The sequence below is a fragment of the Mesorhizobium sp. M1E.F.Ca.ET.045.02.1.1 genome, from assembly GCF_003952485.1.
Classification (GTDB): Bacteria; Pseudomonadota; Alphaproteobacteria; order Rhizobiales; family Rhizobiaceae; genus Mesorhizobium.
Genome location: NZ_CP034447.1, coordinates 63,349 through 87,969 on the forward strand (window position 1 = coordinate 63,349; position 24,621 = coordinate 87,969).

Below are 24,621 nucleotides of genomic sequence, written 5' to 3' on the forward strand. Positions count from 1 at the left end.
GGCCTTTCAAAGCTGCTGGAGTTGCGAAAGCGTGAGCGGGGCAACGGCGTAATCGCCGCTGCCGTCGAGACCGGTGACCTCGGCGATTGCGTCGATGTGGCGCGACGAGCCGCGGCCGGCGATGAAGACGAGCAGGTCGACGGCATCGGCGATGAGGCGGCGGGGAACGGTGACGACTGCTTCCTGTGCGAGCTGCTCGATACGGTAGAGTGCGGAGCGCGCCGAATTGGCGTGAACCGTGGCGATGCCGCCGGGGTGCCCGGTGTTCCATGCCTTCAGCATGTCGAGTGCTTCCGCACCTCTTACTTCGCCGACGATGATGCGGTCGGGCCTGAGCCGCAGCGTTGAGCGCACGAGATCGGCAAGGGTGACCGAGCCCCGCCTCGTTCTCAGGGCAACGCAGTCCCTGGCCGCGCACTGCAGTTCGCGCGTGTCCTCGATGAGGATCACCCGCTCGTCGCATTCTGCGACCTCCGCCAGCAGCGCATTGGCAAGGGTTGTCTTGCCCGAAGACGTGCCGCCGGCGACCAGGATGTTGCGCCGCTCGCGGACTGCCCTCTTGAGCACATCGACCTGCAGCGGCAGCATGATCCGGTCCGCGACATAGTCGGCCAGCGTGTAGAGCTTTGCCGCTGGTTTACGGATGGCAAAGCATGGCGCGAGCACGACCGGCGGCAGCAGACCCTCGAAGCGCTCGCCCGACGGCAGTTCGGCACTGACAATCGGATTGTCCGCGTGCGCCTCGACCCGCACATGGGAGGCGACCAGGCGGATGATGCGTTCCGCCTCGGACGGGTGCAGATGCACGCCCGTATTGACTCGGCCCTCGCCCAGCCGGTCGAGCCGCAGCGCACCGTCGGGATTGACCATCACCTCGATGACGGACGGATCGGCAAGGGCTTCGGTGATTGCCGGACCCAGGGCGGTGCGCAGCATGACACGCCGCCGGTGGTCGGCCTCGGGATGAGAGCTCATCCTTCCCCTCCCCCACCATTGTCTTTGCTAAGCGACCTTTTGCCGGAAGCGATCTGGCGGCCGACCTGCTCAACGAATTTGTCAAAACGCTCCTGGGCAATCGCCTGGGTCGCCCTGTCCGGCACAGGCGTGTGGGCATGAAGCGTGATCGAAAAGCGGATGAAGAGCGCCAGACTCTCCAGGATCACCTCGGCATCGCGCCTGACGTGGGCAAGGTCGCGGGAGAGCCGGTCAAGCCTTACGCCGTAGCGCCGATCGAACTCGTTCTCGCCACGCCGCTCGATGAACGCCTCGACCGCCTTCGCCACGATCGCTGATTTGGTCGTTGACGGATCGCGACTGAGGTTGTCCAGTTTCTCGCTGAGCTCCGGCTCAAGCAGAAACTGATGGCGAATGCGGTGGGGCTTCATGCGGCTCGTTCCGACGGCCCGGCGTTGCGCCGGCGACGGGAGAAGGATCGGCCAGACGCTCAAAATTGCTTATGGCCGTTATCTACGCTGAGATGCGCTCTGCAACTCAGCGGACTTCAGAAGCCGGGAATGACATCCTTGTCGTCGCCCCTGCCCTCGTTGATACCGTAGGCGCGGGCCGCAGTGGAAATCCGATCCATGACACGCTTGTCCGCGAGCGCTTCGCTGTCATCGTCTGCGGGCTTCAACAGATCGGCCTGATCGGGCTCTTGAGAGACAACAACGTCTTCTACGGGCAGGCTTGGATGGCGTTGCTGCTGAACGCCTCCCTCGTCTTCAACTGGCGCGTCGGCGCTTTCGTCGTCCGCAGCAAGTCGGCTATCGACGCTGCACACTTGTCCAGTCCAGCCGTCCGGGCGTGATGCAGGGCAGTCCGCATAGGGACCGTCGCGCAGCACCGGCGCAGGCAGCACCCGGTCTGTGAAATTCTGATCCTGATAATAGCGCAGCTTCTTGGCGCGGATCGGCGGCAACCCAGAAACCAGGACCAATTCGTCTGACGGCGGCAATTGCATCACCTCGCCTGGCGTCAGGAGCGGGCGCGCGGTTTCCTGGCGGCTCACCATGACATGCGAAAGCCAGGGCGCAAGCCGATGGCCCGCATAGTTGCGCATCGACCTAAGTTCGGTTGCGGTGCCGAGGGCATCCGAGATGCGCTTGGCCGTGCGTTCGTCATTGGAGGAAAAGGCAATTCGCACGTGGCAATTGTCGAGAATAGCATTGTTCTCGCCATAGGCCTTTGAAACCTGGTTCAAAGATTGTGCGATCAGATAGGAGCGAATGCCATAACCTGCCATGAAGGCGAGCGCCGTCTCGAAGAAGTCGAGGCGACCGAGCGCCGGAAACTCGTCCAGCATCATGAGCAGTTGATGCTTACGGCTCTTCTTCGGGTCCCCCTCCAGGCGCTCCGTCAACCGCCTGCCGATCTGGTTCAAGATCAGTCGCACCAAAGGCTTGGTGCGCGAGATATCCGAAGGCGGCACGACCAGATAGAGCGACAGCGGTCGCTCTCCATCCACTAGGTCAGCGATGCGCCAGTCGCAGGACGAAGTGGCCGTCGCGACCGTTGGATCACGATAAAGCCCGAGAAAGGACATGGCGGTCGAGAGGACGCCTGAGCGCTCGTTCTCCGACTTGTTCAGGAGTTCGCGAGCCGCCGAGGCCACTACGGGATGGACCTGAGGGTTATGCCCCGTCCCGAGATGGTTTGTCGTCATCATCCGCTGTAGCGTTGCGGCAAACGAGCGTTGCGGGTCCGACAGGAAGGTGGCGACGCGGGCCAGCGTCTTTTCCTCTTCAGCGTAGAGCACGTGCAAAATGGCGCCAACTAGGAGTGAATGGCTGGTCTTCTCCCAGTGGTTCCGTCGCTCCAGCGCGCCCTCGGGATCGACGAGGATGTCGGCGATGTTTTGAACGTCTCGGATCTCATCTGGGCCTTTGCGTACCTCCAGCAGCGGGTTGTAGCGTGCCGATCTCGGGTCGGTCGGATTGAACAGAAGGCAGTACGAGAATTTCGACCGCCAGCCGGAGGTCAACTGCCAATTTTCGCCTTTTATATCATGAATGATGGCAGACCCGGTCCAGGAAAGTAGCGTTGGAACAACCAGCCCCACGCCCTTGCCCGAACGCGTCGGCGCAAATGCCATGACGTGCTCCGGGCCGTCATGGCGCAGATAGCGATCGTTCAGCCTACCGAGGAAAACGCCCGCCGGCCGTAACAACCCTGCCGTCTCGACCTCATGAGTCGTGGCCCACCGTGAAGACCCATAGGTCGTAACCGACCCGCGCTGTCGCGCGCGCAAAAGCGAGCCAGCGATTGCGGCGGCACAGCCCAGGAATCCGCTGGCGCCTGCAAGCGTACCGGCTTTGTCGAAGACCTCCGGCGCATAAGCATCGAAGTGGAACCACCATTCAAACAGCTTCCACGGCTTGTAGATTGGCCAGCCGGCGAAGAGAAACCATGGTGCGCCGAGAGGCGTCTGGTAGGTCAGCATTTGAGCGCACCATTGGGTTGCCGTCCATACGCCGATAATGACAATTGCGCACACAACGGCGATCTGCCCGATCAGTAGCTTCGTAGGTGTCATCGGCTTGGCCCGCTGAACAACGCGACCTAGCATCGCGCGGCGCAGCCGGGACAGGAATGTTCCTCACATACGATTTGGGAGCAATGAACGACTTCCTACGTATCAGGTCGGTCAGCACGCGTGTTGCGCCTTCACGCGACACCATCCGCCACTCCATCCTTTCCATTCACCCTGAGGCCCGGCGCCGCCGACAGTTGCGTGACCGCTCCTCCGCAAAGTTATCTTCTGCGTTCAGGGAGCCACGGCGCCTGGGCTGGCTGATGAACACCGTCCGCTCGCGCATGTGGGGTCGAATTGATTTGTGCCCAAGTGGAGGCAGGCTCGTCTTCCAACAGTTGCCGCAGTTCCCCTGGCTCGAACGCCATCATCGGTGGGGAAGCGGGTTCATCCTCCAACAGTTGCCGCAGTTCCCCTGGCTCGAACGCCATCATCGGTGGGGAAGCGGGTTCATCCTCCAACAGCTGCCGCAGTTCCCCTGGCTGGAACGCCATCATTGGTGGGGAGGCAGGCTCGTCCTCCAACAGTTGCCGCAGTTCCCCTGGCTCGAACGCCATCATTGGTGGGGAGGCAGGTTCGTCCTCCAACAGTTGCCGCAGTTCCCCTGGCTCGAACGCCATCATTGGTGGGGAGGCAGGCTCGTCTTCCAACAGTTGCCGCAGTTCCCCTGGCTCGAATGCCATCATCGGTGGGGAGGCGGGTTCATCCTCCAGCAGCTGCCGCGGCTCTTCCTCGTGCGGCAAGCGCCTCCTTAGCCGGTCTTGCAGCGCCTGCCGATCGGCAACGAGGTTGTCGAGGGGCAGCGGCTCGTGGTCTGGCCGCTGCCCTTTCACCAATCGTTCAACCAGCGCCCACGTGCCCTCCAGGACAAATACGCCGCAATCATAATGGTTCGTCTGTCTGGCCATGGGGGCTGGCGCCAAGGTGGCATTCAGCAGTCCTGCGAGCTGTTTTGCAGGCACGTCGTTATATCCCTCTCGCTGGAGGGAGTCGTAGTGATAGGCGAACCGCCTTTCCGGGTCGCGGCGATCAACGAGCAGCAGCGACCAATGGGTGCCGGGGCTAGTAGCCGTGCCATTATTCACTGGCAAGAACAGGAAGTCGGCTGTGGCGTTGTTTTGATTATAGATGGACTGCAATATGCCTCGAGCGTCTTGCGGCGACGTGTGTCGCAGTAGATGGGATACGGAAGGATCCACCAGCCGAGTCCGGGCAGCGAGCGCCGGATTGATCCCCTGCAGTTGCCCCTCCAGCAAATTGTAATCTCTCTGGATATGGGCGTCGCTCAGCCATTCGGCGGCGCCGAGCACCCGCCCCGTTGCAACGTTGGACGGGGCTGTCGGATCGAGCGCCCCGATCTGAGCCCCAGAGGAACTGGTAGTCAGTGTGGTCACATCAACCAGTGGAAGGCCGCGGTAGGTGCCTGGCAGCCTAGCGGTTGCTGGCGAGGCGGGTTGGGGAGCTCTTGCCGGTGCCGCTGGCCCAGCTTCAGCAGCGGCCCCAACGCGCCTGGTGACTGCGTCTGCCGGATGAGCAGAAAGGACAGTTTCGCGCCCGAGCACAATGCGCGGCAGGATATCCCGGAGGTGAGCCAATGCAGAACTGATACTTAGCCTATTACCATAGGAGACAGCCTTGAAGCTCTCAACATCTTTATCCAGCGATTTGTCGTGAATCCGAGCCGCAATCCCAAGCTTGTTATTTTGACGCAGGTACTGACTAAAATGTCTAAGAAAATTTGTATAGCCGCCCACGGTATCTGGATTCCGTCCGGTCGCAGGCGCTGCCAGGTACTCCTTGGTCGAAGCGGCTCTGTAATTTCTAATGAGCTCGGCATCGTCAGGATAGGGGATCACGACAGGGCGAGCCATAATCTGGGCTCCGCCTGTCGACTTCTTGAGGTAACGCAGTGCGCCAGCCACGGTGGAGGAACCACCCGTACTCTCGTACTCCTTGAGATCCTGATCCAGCGACGAATGGTAAAGCCGAGCAGCAAACCCTGGCTTGTTGTTTTGAAGGAGCCACCGACTAAAGCCGAAAAGAGAATTTACATTGTAAGTGACCGTGTTCGCTTTGGCCTTACCCGCGTGGAATGCTGCCCTCAGCCCTTCGATAGCGGTCGCATCGTTGGAATAGACAGGACGCTTGTCGGCACCGTCGGGGACTACAATTGGACGATCCGGCTGCACTGTCGAGGCCATCGACCCACCACCTCCGGGATGCGGTGCTGGGGTGGATTCGTGCTCATCCCTCTGCCTGACGAGCTGCGCCTCACATTCCGGTGTAGCCACCTTATGAGGATCCTGCATCGGTTCGATCCCCTCCATCTCCTGCTGCAACCAAGCCAAAGCTTGGCGAGCGGCCTGCGCGGCTTCATCAACCGCGGAGGATGTCTCCACACCTCTGGCGGACGCCGGCAGAGCCTGCTCCGCCCGCCGTCGAAAGAGCTCTGGCGAGGCGGATTTCTCCGCCCACAATCTGGGCTGCGTAGCGAGTCCCCGTCCAGATTTATGTGGCACCGCCTCGCTTGGCAGCGGGCTGCTCCTGTCCCGTGCAGCTACCAGCTCCTCCGGGGCGCCCTGGTCGCCGTGGCGCCAGTTCAAGTGAGGGACGGCCTCTCCAAAGTCGGGCGCTTGGTGTTGGTGCGCGGTTGGGGCGAGAGACAATGGTAGATCGGTGCCCTCCTTATAACCTACCGGCAGGAGCTCCTCTGGCCAATCGAATCCCTGCTGTGGTGCGGTATGCTGAGCAGCGTCGCCACGGGGACGAGCCTCCATGCTGACCGCGTTTTCCAGATGATTCCCGAGTATAACGCGCGGCGGGTTCTTGCGGAGATAAACCAGCGCAGATTCGATCGGAGCTCCACCATTAGAGGAGGCGGCCTTGTAGCTCTCAACATCTTTATCCAGCGATTTATCGTAAATGCGACCCGCAATTCCGAGCTTGTCATTTTGACGTAGGTAATGACTGAAATGGTTAAGAGCAGTTGCGTAGCCGCTCGCGGATCTGAAATGTCTGGTGAGCGCGGCGTCGTCAGGATGGGGGTTCAGGACAGCGCGACCCACAATCGGGCCGGCTCCGCCCATCGACTTCATCAATTGACGCAGTGCGCCAGCCACGGTGGAGGAACCACCCCTACTCTCGTACTCCTCGAGATCCTGGCTCAGCGACGGATGGTAAAGCCGAGCAGCAAGCCCTGGCTTGTTGTTTTGAAAGAGCCAACGACTAAAGCCGAAAAGAGAATTTGTGCTGCGAGTGACCGTGTCCGGCCTGGCTTTACCCGCAAGGAGTGCTGACTTCAGCCCTTCGATGGCGGTGGCATCGTTGGAATAAACAGGACGCTTGTCGGCACCGTCGGGGACCACAATTGGACGATCCGGCTGCACTGTCGAGGGCATCGACCCGTCGAGATGCGGTGCTGGGGTGTATTCGTGCTCGTCCCCCTGCATCACAAGTTGCGCCTCCCGTTCCGATGTACCCACCTGATGGGTGGGGAGTTGCATCATCACGCGAGCGCCTGAGTTGCCAACCTCACCTGGTTGCCGCTCAGTGACAGCATGCTGCAGATTGCTTTGGATCCTCTGCCTCTTCGTTGGTCTCAACTCACCTTTACCATGCGAGCCATTGACGAGGACCTCCTCGCCTGGCGCACCCATCAACTCGTCCGCCGCCTGCAGTTCGCCCAAGTGCTGCTCAAAACCGGCTTGGCCGGCCTGTCCGCTTGCTCGTGCGGTACGGCGTGCTGCACCTGCAGCCAAGCTGCCACGATGAATGTCTAGTTTGTACGGGTGCACGCTATCCTCACTTCCACAGATCACATGAGCAACCTACTCAGGCAAGCTTTCGAGAGGCTGACGAGGTCCGCCGCCGCGGAAGGCGAAGGCTGGTTTTCTGCTCAGCGGTTGACGGCCTCGCGTGTTGCGGCCGCGCCGGGTATCACGCCAATCAATCTGAATAGTCGATGCGTCAAACGAACCAGGATGGGATTTTCGTAGCGGGGCTGCTCTACTCACTCTTGTCCTGAGGGCAGAATTCAACCATATCGCCGAGCAACTGGATGCCGATTGGATACCCGATCCGGAAAGCTTCAGCTCCTATGTGACGCGATGATGAGGCCTGGTCTCGCAGCGGCATGCGTTCCGAGAGATGCTGCACCAGGTACGAGGCGACCTTATCCAACAAGGCACCACTTGCGCTGTTTTGTGGAGACGAGCGTCGGCATGCATCCATGCGGGTGCTTGAGTGGTGAAGACTCTGAACGACGGTTCCTATGGCGCTGCCGGCGCAATCAGCTGCTTGGGGACGCGTGACGCAGATCAAAGCTCCCCTTGCCGAGCACGGAGCAGGCGAGTGAGAGAGCAGATGAATAGGCGTGTCGCCAATATTTTCGCATTGCTCTAATCGATTATAGTTGTGAGGAGCAATTTGAGACCATTTACTTGCGGCTCAAGTCACCCATAAAAGAAGGCAAGCACCGATTCGGTAGCTTATCCCCTGTCTTTCGCGTACTCGCGGCCGTGGCGCCGGGTGAACGATTGAAGACCGCCGGTCTCACTCGCAGGTGGGTGCCAGGGCGTGGGGCGGTTGGCAAGCCACAGGAGTAGGACAATGTCGAAGGATTCGGGTAAGGGCGATAATCACGGCGGCGGACCGGGCAAGATCGAGATCACGGTGGTGGTGAACGGCCAGCCCACGCAGGTCGAAGCCAATCCCAACCAGCCGCTTCACGTCATTCGTACCAAAGCCCTTGAGAACACGCAGAATGTCGCCCAACCAGCCGAGAATTGGGAATTCAAGGATGAGGCCGGCAACTTGCTCGACGTCGACAAGAAGCTTGGCGATTTCGGTTTCCCGAATACTGTGACCCTGTTCCTCAGCCTGAAGGCGGGCGTCGCAGGTGCCTAAACCCCAAAGTGTGGATCCGGAGGTCTCCCGAGCGAAGTTTGATCGGGAGATCGGCCGGTTCCGGCCATATGCTGATGTCTATCGGGCTCAGGGCTGCTTCTTGATCGAGGCGACTTTTCCGCGCGCTTTCTTCATTTTCGCCAGCCCCAAGTTAAAGCCACGGGTGGTCAGCGCAGCGAGCGAGGTCGACTTCACCGACTACGACTTAAGACCACCGTCCGTGGTCTTCGTCGATCCGTTTACGCGTGATCCGATTGCCCGGAAAGATCTATACCTGAAAATGCTTAGACGTCCGCCGCTGCCCGGAACGCCGCCGGAGATGATAGGAGCTCTCATCCAGCAGAACGCCGTGCCGCTGACGGACTTCATCCAGGCCAACAGTCCCGAGGACGAACCATTCCTGTGCATGGCGGGCGTCCGGGAATACCACGACAATCCAGCCCATTCAGGTGATCCATGGCTACTTCATCGGGGTTCTGGCGAAGGCTGTTTGGCCTTCATCCTGGACAAGATCATCAAGTACGGAATCGTTCCTATAGAGCAGTTGCAGATTCAACTCCAACCGACAATCGTAGGAATGGTGGTATCCCCTCAGGCGATACAAGAATGACTGGTTTGAGAGATGTAACGATCGTGACTCTCCCGCGCGGCTGCATCTCGACCACGCATGGGCATCTGCGCTCAGTTGGTCGCGAGGGCAATGAGGGGATGGCACTTTGGGTCGGCGTTCAGGAAGACCGGCACTTTGCCGTAACAGAGACGGTTATCCCGGCGCAGCGTCACATTCGAACAAACGATGGCGTTTGCGTGATCGTTGCGGCCGAAGAACTGCACCGGCTCAATGTCTGGCTCTACAAAAGCGGCCTGAAACTCTTGGCCCAGATTCACAGCCATCCGGGCCGCGCCTACCATTCGACGACGGACGACGCTTATGCGGTTGCTACCACGGTTGGGTGTCTGTCGCTGGTGGTGCCGAATTTCGCCCGCGAGCCTTTCGATTTTGCTCGGGTCGCCGCCTATCGGCTTGACGAAAAGGCCAAATGGAATGCGCTCCCTCCCGCGGCACTGTCGCGAATGATCATGATATCGAGTTGAACAATGGCATTCGCTAACTTCATCGATCGCGCCGCCACGGCGGCATCTCAGGTCCTGGCCGATTTTCATCTGGGAGACTTCAAAGCAGCTCTTGAAAAGCAGGTCGTGGCAGTCGCCTTCGACCATCAGGCCGCTTCCTGCGCCGAAGGCCAGGCGACATTAGATCTTGCGGTGAGATTGCTCGCTAGGCTCTACCCGGTTCTGGCGATACTCCCGCTGGACAGCGCGGCGAGCTCTCAAGCCCAAGCGCTGGAGCGCTTGGCAAAGTCGATCAATCCAAAAGTCGGCATCCGGCGTTCCGGCAAGTCTGCCACCGTCTGCGTCGTTGCAGGGGTAACGCGCCCATCACTCCGGTGCCCGATCTTTTTCGTGGGATCGGACGGTTGGGCGGCAAAGCTGTCGCGTACGGACCCGGTGGGCTCTGGCCCAAGTCTGCTGCCTTATGGAGCTGGCGCCGCCAGTTGCTTCGGCGCCGCCAACGTCTTTCGAACTATCTTCGCCGCCCAGTTGACCGGCGCCGAGTTGGACGAAACCATCGACCTCTCGCTATGCAGCTACGACAAGACCAAAGCCGGGGAGGCTGGCCCGATCGACTTTCCAGTCGACCTTGGCGAAACCCACCTCGTTGGGCTCGGTGCGATAGGCCATGGCTCGCTTTGGGCGCTAGCGAGACAACCCGATCTCAAGGGTCGTCTGCATGTAATCGATCACGAAGCGATCGAACTCTCAAACCTGCAGCGCTACGCATTGGCCGGCCAGGCGGAGATTGGTATGTCCAAGGCGGTTCTTGCAGCCACCGCCCTTAGATCGACTGCCCTTGAGGTCGAGGCGCACCCTCTGACGTGGGCAGAATATGTTGCGCGCCGGGGCAATTGGGTCTTCGACCAAGTGGGTGTGGCGCTTGACACCGCCGCCGACCGTCTGGCTGTCCAAGGTGCACTGCCGCGATGGATCGCAAACGCTTGGACGCAGGAGCACGATCTCGGTATCTCCCGGCATGGTTTCGATGACGGCCAGGCTTGCCTTTGTTGCATGTACCTGCCATCCGGAAAATCCAAGGACGAGCACCAGCTGATTGCCGAGGAACTCGGAATACCGGAAGCACACGAGCAGGTGAAAACGCTCCTGCAGACCAATGCCGGAGTTCCCAACGACTTTGTAGTTCGCGTGGCTACAGCGATGGCTGTGCCGTTTGAACCGCTAGCCCCGTTTGTCGGCCAGCCCCTGCGCTCCTTTTATCAGCAGGCTATCTGCGGCGGTCTGGTGTTCCAGCTTAGCGAAGGAAGTCGCCGCGTTCGAACTGTCGTTCCGATGGCCTTTCAGTCGGTGCTTGCCGGGATTATGCTTGCCGCGGATTTGGTCAAACATAGTGCGGGGTTTCCCATGAGCCCGACGACGAGCACTCGGGTGAATCTTCTGCGCCCCCTTGGCTCTCACTTGCACGATCCGAAGGCCAAGGACTCCAGCGGCCGCTGCATCTGTAGCGACGACGATTTCATTGCCGCTTACAGGCGCAAATACGGCGAGCCCGTTGATCAGGTAAGCGATGTCTCGGCCGCCTAAGCAGACGCGCACCTCTCCGTGGACGCAGGGGGCGCGGCTTGTGGGCGTGACCATGGGCGCCATTATGACACGCTTGGCCCGCTCCTTTGCCCGCCTATCGTCCTCCGCGCATGATCCCTGACACCTCCTTGCCGACGTGATGATCCAGCACCAGCCGCCATGGCACCAGAGGCTGGTCAAACCTCCGTTGTTGGCCGGTTTGGACAGTGCTGCATCAGGTCTCGACCGACGTCTCGACAGTCAGGGCTGCTTCGACGGGTGTGAAGATGTCAACATCGACCCCAGGCGCCCGAATCGTCACAATCAGGGCGTACCGAGCCAGAGCGTCGACGCGTTCCAGGTAAGGCTTCTCCTTCCACCAGCCCCCGACCGGGAACACGCCGATCGCGTCACGCTCGGCGAGATCGGCGGCGCTGCCCGACCAGAAATCGGCGTGCAACGAGCCGCGATCGCGGAAGGTGCCGAGCAGCCACTCTTCTCCGCCTCCAGCAGGCGCCCCTTCCTCCTCGTCCCGAGCGGCCTGATTGATGCGGGCTCGGAATTCGTCGACTGTCTCGGTCGCTGACTTTACTCTGAACCGAAGACCATGGGACGCGTAACGATGCCGGCGGGTCCATCCGCGTTCACCGGGGTTGGGTTCGATGAAATAGGACAGCGTGACGCGGAGCTCGACCTGGGCAGCGCCGAGCGCCGCGAGCTGCTCCTTCGGCCAAGGCAGGCGATGCAGCTTCATGTCACGCGTTTTGGCAGCCGCGCCGCCCTCGCGCTGGAAAGGCTGAAGCTCATCTTCAACGATAAGCGTGAGGTCGTTCACCGTTGACAGAAGCGCGCGCCCAAGATCTGGCACGCCATAACCATAGCGCCGCACGAGCGCCTGGATCTCGCCCTTCGCTCCGTTGCACGCATCGATGCGTGCGCGCATCGCCGGAGTCCATTCGGCCGAGTGGACGATCAGGGCGCGAACCGTTTCAGGCCACAGCTCGGGGCGCGCTGATAGAATTAGTCCCGCCATCCGTGCGGCATGGGCCGTTGCCGCGCTCGTATCTCCGAGGGTGGTGAAGTGGCGCAGTTCGGGTCGATAGAAAGTGGTCAATATCTGCAGATCGTCGATCGGCTCGCCAGGCAACACACCGTCATGGGCGAGATTGCCGCCTTCGAAGACGACCTCGGGCTTCACCGGCCACTGCCTGTCCCAAACGACCGAAGTGCGACTGCGCGGCGAGAGCTCGCCGACCGGCGCGATCGGAGCGTAGCCCGCAAAGTCGGTGTCAATGATATCGACCTTTTCTGTGAAAGCGCCGACCGTCAGCGCATTCCAGGCCTGAGAAGGATCATCGACTGCTTCCAGATCGTTGCGCGTCAAATGCTCGGCCGGCATGAGGTCATCGCCGATGTTGCCGGCAGAGAGAACGATCAAGCGTCGCTGTTCCTCTTCGAAACAGAGTTGGTCGATAGCGGCAGACCACGATGTGGGCCTTCCACGCGCCGGACTGGCGCTTGTCACAGCCATTGCGATCGCGCGGCGGCGCTCCGGCGCCTGCACCTCGGCGCGGGCGATCGCTTCCGCGGTGATCGCGCCATAGAGTTCTGGATCGTTTGCCTCGTCTTCTGGCGGAAGGATACGAACACTCTCCAGCCGAAAGGGCAATGGAACTGGATCGCCTCCGACCAGGAGCGGGACCAGATCACCGTACAGGCCGACACCTGCCATTCGCGTCCCGTGGCCGCTCCACGCAGGTGTGTCGTCGCTGCCCCATGCCGGTTTGACGGTGTGCCAGTCTTCAACGGCAAGTGCGGGTTCGATCAACGGGTGGGTGCGACGCACGCCGCTGTCGAGAATGCAGACCGCAATATCGGTTGAGGCGGTCTGACGCGCCCGAGAAGCTCGTCGCTCCAGTCCCTTTGCTCCGCGCCGCCAAGGCCCATGAAGAAGGACGGCGTATCCTTCGCGCGCCGCAGCTCGGCGACGACATCGCTGTGCGCAATCATGCGGTCGAGCATTGCCGTGCTGGCGAGTGCCAGCATGACCACCCGCTCCGGAAACCTGACCGCATGCGTGCGCAAAGTGATGTTCAGGGCTTCGGCAATGTGCTCGAAGTTCTCGCGGGACCGTCGCGCAGCCAGACTTCCCACCACACCTGCTCGTCAGCGGCCCGGGGGAAGAGGTCGTCGTGGTCGGTAAACAACGATCGTGCAGTCGCCAGCCTGACTGTCTCCATGCGGGAGACGAGCGGCTCGTTGCGCGGTCTGCCGCGGTCAGTGTCAACGTCTCGATACGCCTCGACTTTCCGCAAATAATAGGCTTGCGCGCTTTGCGGCAGGAACACCGACGCTGTGATGGGAGCACCGGGTTGAGTTGGCTCATGGACGGCGACCAGCTCCATGTGCTGGCGACGATCGGCCAACTGGTCGAGGGCCGCCCGTCCGGACATGGGCAGATCGATCTCGAGATAAAAGCCAGGCGTGCCGACCGACAGCTGGGGGTCACGCGCCGCAATCTGCTGGCGTGCACTTTCGACCGCTTGTTCGATGGATTGCGTCAAGGCCGCAGCATGCGACGCCCGATCACGCGCCGGCAGCGGCGGTGCATGTATAAGTTGGTTGGGCCGCCGATAGGCTTCCCGAATGCCGTTGTTGCGAAGGTGGATATGGGCGCGGTCGCGCGGAAAATCGTCTGCCATTATGATCTGTGCTGTCGCTACTCAGACAGCGAAGCCTGCCGGCGTTCCTTCAGAGCGTCGATGAGCGCTTCCGAGGTGATCCGCCCCCCCGCAATATGATGGTTTTTGCAGCGTCGTCGGCCGCGCGGGTGATCTCGGCCTGCGACAGTCTCTCTGCCTGAGAGATCGCCTCGTTCCAGGCAAGCCCTCTGGTGTCGAAGCGGTCGAGTCGAGCCCGAAGCAGCGCCTCGATAATCGGCCGATCGGGCACGGCGTATTCGATGACATCGTCGAAACGGCGGAACAAAGCTCTGTCGAGCAGCTCGGGATGATTTGTTGCAGCAATAATCAGGCTGTGGCTGTCGTCTTGCTCGAGAAACTGCAGAAACGAATTCAGCACGCGCCGAATCTCGCCAACATCCTGGCGTTCGCCTCGACGCGCGCCGATGGCATCGAATTCGTCAAAGAAGTAGACGCCCCGCGTCGCCTGCATTGCATCAAAAACAAGCCGCAGCTTTCCGGCAGTCTCTCCCATGAACTTGGTGATCAAACCATCGAGGACGATCGTGAAAAGGGGCAGATGAAGCTCCCCGGCCAATGCCGATGCGGTCATCGTCTTGCCTGATCCTGGCGGGCCGACCAGAAGCAGTTTGCGACGGGGAACAAGCCCGTGCTCGCGCAAGCTTGCTTGTTGGCGCTGCCTCTCCCAGCACGCGGTGCAGGCGCGAGCGCAGACTGTCCGGCAAAATCATGTCGGTCAGTCGCAGGTCCGGATAGCGCACATGCAGGAGCCCTGCGAGCTCGCCCTTTGGCTGAAAAAGGGGAACCGGCCGACTGCTCTTGGCAATCCGGGCGTCCCTGCTCTTGGCTGCGTCGACCAGATCCTTGAGCTCCTGAGCAAGCTTGCCATGGCCTTGACGTGCCTCATGCGCAGCAAGCTGCATCGCGATAGAGAGGAAACGATCCTCGTCGCCGGCAATGTGGCTTTTAAGCAGCGTCACGATATGGCGGGCCGTGGTCATGGCTCTCTTCTGGGGTATCCGTTTACTTGGCGAAGCGCATGCAACCTAAACGCTTTCAACGGCGATTTGTATCGCGCAATGGTGTTTTTTCTCTTGTCGATGTTCGCCCGTGGCAACTTCAGCGGTGAACTGTTGCGCCGCGGTCATAGGCCAGCCGGAATAACGCCGGCCAGCAGACAACAGTCCGCATCTTCGAGCGCTCGAAGTCTGGCCACTCACGCAGCGTGTCGGGTCCGAACGCTCCAAAGCCGCCCCGCCTGGCAGGTCCATGCGACCGATTGCGGGCGTGCGGCCATAAGGTCTACGCGGGCTCGCATGGCTGCCCGCGCCGCTGGCTAAAAAAGCTGTACACCATCTCACGAAACACCAGGTCCGCTCCTTTGCCGGCCGACGGTCCATGAAATCCCCTCCCCACTCACGACACCGGAGACCTCCTTGCCCACATGGCGCTCAAGCACCGGCCGCCATGGCACCAGCGTGAACTCGCGCGACTTCTCAACGACGGCATATTTTCCGCTGGCAAGCTCGACGGAGCGGCGGAGCGTACCCTCTACTCGTCCTCCGGATCGCGCTTCGGCATAGGGCAGGCCAAGTTCCTCCGACAGTTGGCCAGCAACACGGTTCAGTTCTCGCTGGCGCAGGATCGAAAGCATGTTGGCTCGATAGACGATCCGATCCTGTTCTTCATGCGCGTGGCCTTGCGCGATCAGCCACTCCCGCCGGCGAGCTTGCGCCTCTCTCACGTCGCAGCCGAAGCCGGATCCGTGCAAAGGCTCGGGTCTATCGGCAACCAGCTCCCGGTCGAGCCAGGTGGCGCCGTTGAAGCTGACCTGTCGCTCCAGCGCCATTGAGGAGAGCTTGTCGACAACGAAAGGCTCGGCCCTGGCCCGCTGGCCCTCATAATTCGCGACGCGATCGAGATGGTCCGGCGCGATGAGCCAGGTGCCGTTCGGCTCTCGCTCAACGCCGCCGGTCGCGCGGCGGATCGCCTCCAGCCGCCGCACATGCGTTCGCGCAAAGCTCTCGGTGGCGGATGGGTCATGCTTCAGGTGGATATCGACGTCGTAACGGCCGCCATTCGCGGCGGCGATTTCGGCGATGGTACGATCGACCCGCCTCGGCTCGGTGTTCCTTGGCGCGACACGCACGATGCAGCCATTAGGCATCGTTTCCATCGCCTCGCCTCTACCGATGTCGATCCAATGGCTCTTACCGTCGACGGCGTCGACGATCATGTAGTAGCGGTCATTGATCTCGTCGGCCAGTCCACGCGCGACAACGCGACCGACGAGAGACTGGACGGGCTCGCCGGCTCGATCGTGGATCACCCAGTCGGCGGCACTGCGTGCAAGCCCCTTGCCGGCCAGTTCGCGGTGGATGGTCTTGATGATGTCGCCGCGTTCGCCGGTGCGGCGCAGCGTGGCTTCGAGCTCATCGTCGAGGCGCCAGGAGCCAGCGCCGACCTCCGCGGCCAGACCCATCCGCTCGAGCTTGCGCAGCCGTCCCTGGTGCAGCGTCTGGCGAATGGCGTCGGGACCGCCCGGCGAGACCAGCCCGTCATCATCACGCATGCTGAGCAGCCGACGGTCGATGCTGGTGAAGCGTTCCTGCTCCATTTCCCGGCGCAGGCGAAGCTCAATCTCGCGGTCGGTTCGCGGACCGAGATCGAGGCTGACCAGCTCGGCCGCCCGCTCGCGGATGCCAGATGAGATATATTCGCGCGCGATGACCAGGTTCTCGCCACGGTCGTCCCTGCCTCGGACGATGATGTGGCTGTGCGGGTGGCCGGTGTTGAAATGATCAACCGCGACCCAGTCGAGCTTCGTGCCGAGGTCTTCCTGCATCTGCGCCATGAGCCGCCGCGTCAGCGCCTTCAGGTCTTCATACTCGATGCCGTCTTCGGCAGCGACGATGAAGCGGAATTGGTGGCGGTCGCCGTCCGCGCGATCGATGAACGCCTTGCCGTCGACGCGGTCGCTGTCGGCGCCGTAGAGCTCGCCAGGCGCACCTTCTCGGGTGACGCCGTCGCGCTGAAGATAGCGTAGATGGGCACGCGCCCCGTCCGCGCCCTTGCCGGCGAGCTTGACGATCCGCGCCTTGACGATCACCCGGCGCTGGCGGAAGGCGGCATACCGGTCGCGCGATTTCAGCAGCGCCGCAGCCGCCCCGCCGCGCCCTGTCCGGCTGCCCGTGAAGCGACCGCCGGGCTGGGGCTGGCCGCCGGCTCGGTTGACGGCTGCCCGGACTTGACCGGCATAGCGTTTGCCTGCCTTCGAGCCGCGCGACCCGATTTTGCCGAGCTTCGGCCTGAACTCGTCATCCTTCATGCGAGCCTCCCAGACATATCAAGCAAAATCAGACACTTACACGTCCAACCCTCTTGGCACCGGCGGCAGCCTCCTGGAAAAACGATGTGCAGACAAAGATTTAACCGCCTCCTGGAGGCGGTACCTTTATCTTGCCTTACGCGCCCAGCCCCGCCAGACGCGCCCCCGTCCGCCCATGGCTAACGCACCGGCTCCTTCGGCTGCGCGCCGTCCTTGCCGAGCGGCACGAAGAGATCGCCGTTTCGCACGCCTGAGTGAACACCGTCATGAATGAAGAACAGCGACCGTCCGAGAGGAGCGATTTGCGCCTTTGGAGCGACAGATTGGCTTTCGAACGCCTCGATGTCGGCCGCCGAAACTCCGGCCGCCTTGAGTTGGTCGAGGTACTCGACGGTCTCTTCTGGCAGCGGTTTGCCACGCTTCAAATGCTCGTCGTAGCGCTCGGGACCGGCATTGTAGGCGCCAAACAGGCCAGGAAATCCGAAGCGGTCATACATGGCGCTGAGATAGGCCGTGCCGGCCAGGATATTGTCGCGCGGATCGTGGGGGTTAGGCCCAAGGCCGTGTTCGACCCGCATCTCCTCATAGGTGCCGGGCATCACCTGCATGAGGCCCATGGCGCCAGCGGGGGAGGTGATGGGGCGGCCGCCGCGCATTGTCTTGCCGCCGCTTTCGGCAGCCATGACGGCATAGATCCAGGCTTGGGGAATATGGAAGCGCCGGCTTGCTTCCGATACCAACGTCTGCCACTTTCGCAGCTGCGGACTTTGGGAGATGGCGACCGGCTCAGCGCCGGTCGAGGCGGAACAGGCGCATGGCGCAATGGCGATCATGCCCAACAAGAGGAGGGTCACTCGGTCCATAGCGGTACGAGCCTCCCGATGACATTTTGAGTGGGAACAGGCCCGAAATAGCGGCTGTCGAAGGAGCGGTTTTTGTCGCTGCCGAGCAGGAAAACCTCGTTATCCCCGAGCGCTCGGCAGCCGTTCCACCATGGCAAAGGTCGGCCTTCGGCGTCGATTTTGAGCCGGCGCGCGACGATGTCGCCGCCGATGATGATGGCGTCATTGAAGGCGCAGACATTATCGTCCGGCAGCGCTGCAAGACGTTTTGCCAGCGGCACATTGCGAGGCAGATAGCTGCGCTCGGCGGCGAGATACGCCGCGTATTCAGGCGGGCGCACGAGCACGAGATCGCCACGCGCCAGCGCTCCCGCAGCGATGCGGTAAAGGCCGATCGGCGCGCTGGCCGAGGCGTTCCAGACCAGCCAAGGGGTGGGCTTTCCCAGCGCCGTGAAGCCCAAAAGACCGAGACCGGCCGCGGCCAAGGCGACCGTCTTACGGGCTCGAACACGCCTCAGGCGGCTGCCGATCAGATGGATGGAAGGGCGCCGCCTCATGAACGGCCTCCCGTGCCGCCCTGGCCGGAACCGGCCTTGCCATCGCCGGCGGTGGAGTGCTGCGGGTGTCCTTTCGACCAATGGTCGAGTTCGTCGATGTGATAGCGGACATAGCGGCCGTGCTTGCGGAATTTCGGGCCGCCGCCCTTGAGCCGCATCTTTTCGAGCGTGCGCTGGGAGAGCCCGATATAGAAGGCGGCTTGGGCTGTGCTGAGAAACGGGCTGCCCTTTTTCGCGCGGGCCGCGCGTTCGTTTTCGTCGTCCATGATGATCCTCGTTTCGCTTCGGACAAGCGAGGGCGAGGATGGGCGAGGGAGATCGTCTCGGGGACGGGCGAAGAGTCGGGGGAGAGTTTTCGCCGCCCTTTAGGGCGGACGGGGTTTGGGTGGAACTCCTGGGAATGAGCCCCGCGCCGGGGCTGCGGCGCGAGGCTCTATCTCGGCCGGTCAGTCGGCCGGGTTCCAGATGATGGCGTAGGTGTCGTGATCGTCCTGGCCGGCGGCGCGGCCGAGATTGGCGTAGAGCTTGCGCGGTCCGAACTCCGGCGCTGCAATCGACAGGCTCACATAATCCTTGCCGGAAGTCTCGCCGGTGCGGATCCAGCCGGCGCCAACTTCGACTCCTTGCGTAAGCACCCGGAAGTCGGGATGGTTGTCGGCGCTCTTGGCCTGGTTGGGGACGATATCGATGTCGGCGCGGACGCTGAGCGTCTTGAGCTGGCCCTTGTAGGCGCCGTTTTCCTGCTTGTTGACGTAACCGATCGCGGTCATTTCGAAGTCTCCTTTTGTGGTTTCGCCGGGGACCATCCCCTGCGATGGCGCACCGTAATGGGCGCGTCAGGACCGCCTGAATCCGACAGGGCCGCAGCGACAGCGAAGGATCCGAGCGGGCAGCTTTTTTGTGAGCGAAGCGGCGCGAGGAAGCCGCCGCAGGCGGCGGGGAAAAAAGCTGATGGCGAGGGTTTCGGGCGGCCGGACCCGCCCATAGGTCGACAAGCCAGCCGCAGGGATGGTCCTTGGAGAGAGCATGGAGACCGCTCGCCAAGTGCGGTCTTTCAGCCAAGCAGGACGCCGGGATGAAACGGCCTGCAAAGATGCTGCGCCCTTATGCCGGATCGAGATCGTGCCAGCGGGTCGGGCGCCAGAGCAGACATCCGGCATGGTGCGATCTATGAAAGCAGGGCTCGCCAGCGGGAATTTGATACGCGAAGGGGCCAAAGCAAGGCTGGATGAGAAGCCGGTGCTACCTGCAGGTCCAGTGTCATGTGGCGGCGCTCGGGAAACCGCTACGCAACGTGACGCGCTCTTATGAGGCGAACAGACCGGCCCCAAAACCGATCGACCGGTGGTCGGCGCGAAACGCGTCATGCCTGTCCGAAAGCTGACAGTGGCAGAAGACGCATGTCGGGTTCCGCACAATTGACCATGCTGGATTTGTGAGGTTTTCAGGGAGAGCCATGCGTTCACTACCCAGTGAGCTTTGGCACGGCATTTGCACTTGAGATGTGGCAACACGGATCGAAGGTTGACTGCATGCACAAGCGCGAGATGAGCAATGCTCTCCTTTCCTGGAGGCTTGGCAGCAGATTCGATTGTGACGTTGCGAGGAGCTTCAGCCGCTCGCGGCGGAAGTGATCTCAAATCTGAAGGCACCGTTGGGGCCGCAGCCATCAAACACATCTTTCTCTTTTTCGCAGCTCGTCATCAACGCGATGCGGACTTCTTCGCGTCGACGGCGGCCGAAGGTGGAGAAGGGCTCGACTTGCAAAAAGGAGTTGTCAATGACGTCTTACGTTCGCACCAACAGCCCGGCGCAGGTGCGCTCACTGTCCACCTTTGGCAAGCATCTGCAAAGGAGCGTGCTGACGGCGACGCTGCTTGCCGCGGCTTCGACGGGAAGTGAAGCGCAGCCCTATGTTCGTGCTGACGGCAGCACGACTGACGACTTGGAAGCGGCGCGCGCAAGTTGGCGTCATGACGCCGAATTCAATGGAAATGTGGGGCTCGCAGCCATCAACGCGGATGCGCGTATGCGTTGGGTTCCACCGGGGAGGGGGCCAGAGCTCCTCGCCTGCCCTCGTCCGTCTTGACGAGTGCCCGCTTACAGCCTACCTCACTATCGCGTTAGCACTCGTCCATCGCGAGTGCTAACAAAAACCCCTCAACATCCGCACCAGGGAAAAATCCGAAAATGGCAAAGTCGAAGTTCCGCCCGCTGCATGACCGCGTGGTCGTTCGCCGGGTCGAATCCGAATCCAAGACCGCTGGCGGGATCATCATCCCGGATACGGCAAAGGAAAAGCCGCAGGAAGGCGAGATCATCGCCGTTGGTTCCGGCGCCCGTGACGAAGCCGGCAAGCTCGTCCCACTGGACGTCAAGGCCGGCGATCGCATCCTGTTCGGCAAGTGGTCGGGCACCGAAGTCAAGCTCAATGGCGAAGACCTTCTGATCATGAAGGAATCCGACATCATGGGCATCATCGGCTCATATCAGGCCCTTTCGTCAACTGAATTCCCGGGCTCGATTGAAGCCCCTGCCAGGAGCTAAAAATGGCTGCCAAAGACGTAAAATTCTCCCGTGATGCCCGCGAGCGCATGCTGCGCGGCGTCAACATCCTCGCCGACGCGGTGAAGGTCACGCTCGGCCCCAAGGGCCGCAACGTCGTCATCGACAAGTCGTTCGGCGCCCCGCGCATCAGCAAGGACGGCGTCACCGTCGCCAAGGAAATCGAGCTTGAGGACAAGTTCGAGAACATGGGCGCGCAGATGGTCCGCGAAGTTGCTTCGAAGACCAACGACATCGCCGGCGACGGCACCACGACCGCGACCGTTCTGGCGCAGTCGATCGTCCAGGAAGGCCACAAGGCGGTTGCCGCCGGCATGAACCCGATGGACCTGAAGCGCGGCATCGACCTCGCGGTAACCGACGTCGTTGCGACGCTGATCAAGAACGCCAAGAAGATCAAGACCTCCGAAGAGGTTGCCCAGGTCGGCACCATCGCCGGCAACGGCGATGCTTCGGTCGGCAAGATGATCGCCGAAGCAATGCAGAAGGTCGGCAACGAAGGCGTCATCACGGTTGAGGAAGCCAAGACCGCCGAGACCGAACTCGAAGTCGTCGAAGGCATGCAGTTCGACCGCGGCTACCTCTCGCCCTACTTCGTCACCAACGCCGACAAGATGGTTGCCGAGCTCGAGGACGTCTACATCCTCCTGCACGAGAAGAAGCTGTCCAACCTCCAGGCCATGCTGCCGGTTCTCGAAGCCGTCGTGCAGACCTCGAAGCCGCTGCTCATCATCTCGGAAGACGTCGAAGGCGAGGCTCTGGCCACGCTGGTCGTCAACAAGCTGCGTGGCGGCCTGAAGATCGCCGCCGTCAAGGCGCCGGGCTTCGGTGATCGCCGCAAGGCCATGCTGGAAGACATCGCCATCCTCACCGGTGGCCAGGTCATCTCGGAAGACCTCGGCATCAAGCTCGAGAATGTCGGCCTCAACATGCTCGGCCGCGCCAAGAAGGTGTCGATCTCCAAGGAGAACACCACCATCGTCGACGGCGCCGGCAAGAAGGCCGAGATCCAGGGCCGCGTTGCCCAGATCAAGCAGCAGATCGAAGAGACCACTTCGGACTACGACAAGGAGAAGCTGCAGGAACGTCTGGCCAAGCTCGCCGGCGGCGTTGCGGTGATCCGCGTCGGCGGTGCGACGGAAGTCGAAGTCAAGGAAAAGAAGGACCGCGTCGATGACGCCCTCAACGCGACCCGCGCGGCCGTCGAAGAAGGCATCGTTGCTGGTGGTGGCGTCGCGCTGCTGCGCGCTTCGGCCAACATCAAGGCCACCGGCGTCAATGCCGACCAGGCCGCCGGCATCAACATCGTTCGTCGTGCGCTGCAGGCTCCGGCCCGCCAGATCGCGGCCAACGCCGGTGCGGAAGCATCGATCGTTGCCGGCAAGATCCTTGAGAACAAGGGCGCGACCTTCGGCTACAACGCCCAGACCGGCGAATATGGCGACATGATCGCCATGGGCATCGTCGATCCGGTCAAGGTTGTCCGCACCGCTCTCCAGGACGCGGCCTCGGTGGCCGGCCTGCTGGTCACCACCGAAGCCATGATCGCGGAGGCTCCGAAGAAGGAGTCGGCTGGCGGCGGCGGCATGCCTGGCGGCATGGGTGGCGGCGGCATGGGCGGCATGGGCGGCATGGGCGGTATGGATTTCTAATCCAGCTCTGGCAGCTTTCGCAACGAGGGGCGGCAGCAATGCCGCCCTTTTTTTGCGAACCTCGATCCGATAAACGATCGGCGCCAACGCCGGCCATGTTAGCGCAACCTCAAAAGAACTGTCGAGTTGGTTGCGCGGCTTTTGCGTCATCAGAGGCGCAAGGCGGCCGCGTGTGATGATTGCGCGCTTCCATAGGCGGTTTCGGCATGTGCCTCGCCTTCGACATCGGCATTGCGGCCAAGCAGGAAATCGGCGGCTTTCGAGGCATGGCTTGCGGCGCGGAAGATGGCGCGGTTGTCCTCGCGCAAAACCGTCAGCCATGAGCCGATGTAGTCGGCATGGCGCACGGTCGGCTCGATGCCGAGACTGCTGCAGATGAAGGCTGATGCGATTTCGGCGACCAGTTCCTCGCGCGCATAGGTGTTGGACCCGAAGGAGCCGGACAGGTCGCGCGCGAGTCGCGTCGGGTGGCCGGTCCAGTGGCCAAGCTCGTGAAAGCAGGTCCGGTAATAGTCGATCTGGTGGAAGAAAGCCGGCTGCGGCGGCACCTGTATGGTGTCGCTGCCGGGCATGTAGAAGGCGCGCTCGCCGCCGATGCGAAAATCAGCGCCGGTTGCATGAATGAGCGCCTCGGCCTGCGGGACCATCTCGCGCTCAGGCAGAGGCTCGCCGGCGGCATAAAGATGTTCGGGCAGATTATCGCACTGCGCGACATTGAAGACGGTAAAGCGCTTCAGGAAGGGCACCGCCTGCGGTTCGTCGCCATCGGTGTCGGCGCGTTGCTTTTCGTTCTTGGGAACAAAGCGGTCAGCGTGAACGATGGTGGTGCCGTGCTCACCCTTCCTGACATTGCCACCTAGGGAAAGCGCCTGCCGGAAGGTGAGCCAGTTCTGGCTGGGGAAACCGCGATCGATGACCCCGCCCCACAGGATCAGGATATTGATGCCGGAATATCGGCGCTGGGTGGCCGCATTCCGCGGCAGGCCGAGGCCTGTCCTTGCCCTGCCCCACGGCTTGACCCATGGCACGGTGCCGCGCTCCAGTTCGGCAATGATGCGGTCGGTGATTTCCTGATAAAGGCTGGCGCCGGTGCGCCCGCCACTCTCTGCGCCAGCCTGTCGGCTGCCGCAACGTTTGTTGTTTGCACGCATCGTGATGTCCTCCGCTCTTCAATCGCGCCCTCCCCGGAAGCGGGGTGGGCGGCGAAAGCGACCGGAAAGGCCCGACGTCGGAGGCGGACTGCATCCGCAGGACCGGAACGGAGTGGAGGACCCGAAGCGAAAGCGAAGGGTTGCGGGACGCCGCGGCGGGCCTAGAAGGGAGTGCTGCCCGCCCTGCGCCACCGGGGAAGGCCACGATAAAAACGACGCCGGCCGACAGGCCGGCGACCGTCAGCAGCCGAAGGCTGCCCCGCGCCAGGGGGCGAAGCCGCAGGGCCAAGACCGCCTGAGCCTGGCGAAGATAAGCGGGCTCGGTTCACGAGCACCCGGCCAGCGCCTTCAGGCGCGGGCGCTCAGGATTGTTGTTGGCGCCCACGGCAGCTGGATGACCGCAACAAGATGCCGAGGAGCAACAGCAAAGCCAGCTGCCACAAACGGCACGCTCCGGCAACAACAGCGTGGCCGATCTACAGATGCTGCCCCGCACGAGAGCCTGCACGCTTTGAGCGCGCATCGGCGAGCAAGCGTTGCAAGCTGGCCATGTCGACCAGGTGGGCGATCACTATATCGCCGACCACCAACGCGGGCGTACGGTCGATGTGCAGACCTTTCGCGAGTGCGCGGACGCGCGCAAGTTCATCTGCGATGGCCGGATCTTGCATTCCCGCTTGAGCTGCTCCACGTCAAGGCCCACACGCGCTGCGATCTTGAGAGTGATCCTTTCAATGATCCAACTGGGGGAAG

Annotated in this window: 17 protein-coding genes and 3 pseudogenes; 7 read left to right on the forward strand and 13 right to left on the reverse strand. The window is 62.0% G+C overall.

From position 1 onward, the window contains the following. Positions 1-6: 6 nt before the first annotated feature. The 4 genes from trbB to EJ070_RS00315 form a co-directional block, all read right to left on the reverse strand. On the reverse strand, positions 7-975 hold the full coding sequence (gene trbB / locus EJ070_RS00300) for a P-type conjugative transfer ATPase TrbB (RefSeq protein ID WP_091595797.1): 969 nt from the start codon (positions 973-975) through the stop codon (positions 7-9). Further along, on the reverse strand, positions 972-1,385 hold the full coding sequence (locus EJ070_RS00305) for a CopG family transcriptional regulator (protein WP_029354930.1): 414 nt from the start codon (positions 1,383-1,385) through the stop codon (positions 972-974). The genes trbB and EJ070_RS00305 overlap by 4 nt, the downstream gene beginning before the upstream one ends. A 116-nt stretch (positions 1,386-1,501) precedes the next feature. Then, positions 1,502-3,532 (reverse strand): conjugal transfer protein TraG, encoded by a 2,031-nt coding sequence (locus tag EJ070_RS00310; protein ID WP_091595898.1) that lies wholly within the window; start codon positions 3,530-3,532, stop codon positions 1,502-1,504. A 218-nt stretch (positions 3,533-3,750) separates the two neighbouring features. Then, entirely contained in the window at positions 3,751-7,215 is a 3,465-nt protein-coding gene (locus EJ070_RS00315) for a Ulp1 family isopeptidase (protein WP_245464776.1), read from the reverse strand. A gap of 922 nt (positions 7,216-8,137) precedes the next feature. Here EJ070_RS00315 and EJ070_RS00320 point away from each other — a divergent pair. From EJ070_RS00320 to EJ070_RS00335, 4 genes are read left to right on the forward strand one after another with little or no spacing between them, the layout of a single operon-like run. After that, a complete protein-coding gene (locus tag EJ070_RS00320) occupies positions 8,138-8,434 on the forward strand; it encodes a DUF2604 domain-containing protein (RefSeq protein ID WP_024505654.1) in 297 nt (98 codons plus the stop codon). Further along, the gene (locus tag EJ070_RS00325; RefSeq protein WP_091595799.1) at positions 8,427-9,044 is read left to right on the forward strand and encodes a putative metal-binding protein; all 618 of its coding nucleotides are present in this window, start codon (positions 8,427-8,429) and stop codon (positions 9,042-9,044) included. Before EJ070_RS00320 ends, EJ070_RS00325 begins: the two co-directional genes overlap by 8 nt. Beyond that, on the forward strand, positions 9,041-9,529 hold the full coding sequence (locus EJ070_RS00330; RefSeq protein ID WP_091595801.1) for a Mov34/MPN/PAD-1 family protein: 489 nt from the start codon (positions 9,041-9,043) through the stop codon (positions 9,527-9,529). Before EJ070_RS00325 ends, EJ070_RS00330 begins: the two co-directional genes overlap by 4 nt. Before the next feature lie 3 nt (positions 9,530-9,532). After that, complete coding sequence (locus EJ070_RS00335) at positions 9,533-11,092, forward strand: E2 ligase fold family C protein (RefSeq protein ID WP_091595803.1); 1,560 nt, start codon at positions 9,533-9,535, stop codon at positions 11,090-11,092. 214 nt (positions 11,093-11,306) lie between these two features. On the opposite strand, the pseudogene EJ070_RS00340 reads toward EJ070_RS00335, so the two are convergent. From EJ070_RS00340 to EJ070_RS00370, 7 genes and pseudogenes are all read right to left on the reverse strand, one after another. Further along, positions 11,307-13,773 (reverse strand): annotated as a pseudogene (locus EJ070_RS00340) (S8 family peptidase). A gap of 17 nt (positions 13,774-13,790) precedes the next feature. Further along, positions 13,791-14,774 (reverse strand): annotated as a pseudogene (locus EJ070_RS00345) (ATP-binding protein). Between the two features lie 356 nt (positions 14,775-15,130). After that, a complete protein-coding gene (gene rlxS, locus EJ070_RS00350; protein ID WP_126089902.1) occupies positions 15,131-17,101 on the reverse strand; it encodes a relaxase/mobilization nuclease RlxS in 1,971 nt (656 codons plus the stop codon). Positions 17,102-17,280: 179 nt separating this feature from the next. Continuing rightward, complete coding sequence (locus tag EJ070_RS00355) at positions 17,281-17,964, reverse strand: lytic transglycosylase domain-containing protein (RefSeq protein WP_024505647.1); 684 nt, start codon at positions 17,962-17,964, stop codon at positions 17,281-17,283. Further along, positions 17,952-18,404, reverse strand: coding sequence for a S26 family signal peptidase (locus tag EJ070_RS00360; protein ID WP_245464777.1), 453 nt, complete (start codon positions 18,402-18,404; stop codon positions 17,952-17,954). The genes EJ070_RS00355 and EJ070_RS00360 overlap by 13 nt, the downstream gene beginning before the upstream one ends. Before the next feature lie 92 nt (positions 18,405-18,496). Then, positions 18,497-18,766: a helix-turn-helix domain-containing protein gene (locus tag EJ070_RS00365; RefSeq protein ID WP_029354917.1), complete on the reverse strand. Its 270-nt coding sequence runs from the start codon at positions 18,764-18,766 to the stop codon at positions 18,497-18,499. Positions 18,767-18,946: 180 nt separating this feature from the next. Then, positions 18,947-19,270: a DUF736 domain-containing protein gene (locus EJ070_RS00370; protein ID WP_029354915.1), complete on the reverse strand. Its 324-nt coding sequence runs from the start codon at positions 19,268-19,270 to the stop codon at positions 18,947-18,949. A gap of 1,010 nt (positions 19,271-20,280) precedes the next feature. On the opposite strand from EJ070_RS00370, the gene EJ070_RS00375 reads away from it, so the two are divergent. From EJ070_RS00375 to groL, 3 genes and pseudogenes are all read left to right on the forward strand, one after another. Beyond that, a complete protein-coding gene (locus EJ070_RS00375) occupies positions 20,281-20,589 on the forward strand; it encodes a hypothetical protein (protein ID WP_126089903.1) in 309 nt (102 codons plus the stop codon). Positions 20,590-20,690: 101 nt separating this feature from the next. Further along, a pseudogene (gene groES / locus EJ070_RS00380) lies at positions 20,691-20,984 on the forward strand (co-chaperone GroES); the annotation flags it as partial. A 65-nt stretch (positions 20,985-21,049) separates the two neighbouring features. After that, positions 21,050-22,717: a chaperonin GroEL gene (gene groL / locus EJ070_RS00385; RefSeq protein ID WP_126089904.1), complete on the forward strand. Its 1,668-nt coding sequence runs from the start codon at positions 21,050-21,052 to the stop codon at positions 22,715-22,717. Positions 22,718-22,866: 149 nt separating this feature from the next. On the opposite strand, the gene EJ070_RS00390 is transcribed toward groL, so the two are convergent. Together EJ070_RS00390 and EJ070_RS36705 are read right to left on the reverse strand one after the other, a co-directional pair. Next, a complete protein-coding gene (locus tag EJ070_RS00390) occupies positions 22,867-23,868 on the reverse strand; it encodes a zincin-like metallopeptidase domain-containing protein (RefSeq protein WP_051695374.1) in 1,002 nt (333 codons plus the stop codon). 476 nt (positions 23,869-24,344) lie between these two features. After that, positions 24,345-24,539 (reverse strand): hypothetical protein, encoded by a 195-nt coding sequence (locus EJ070_RS36705; protein ID WP_051695369.1) that lies wholly within the window; start codon positions 24,537-24,539, stop codon positions 24,345-24,347. Positions 24,540-24,621: the final 82 nt, after the last annotated feature.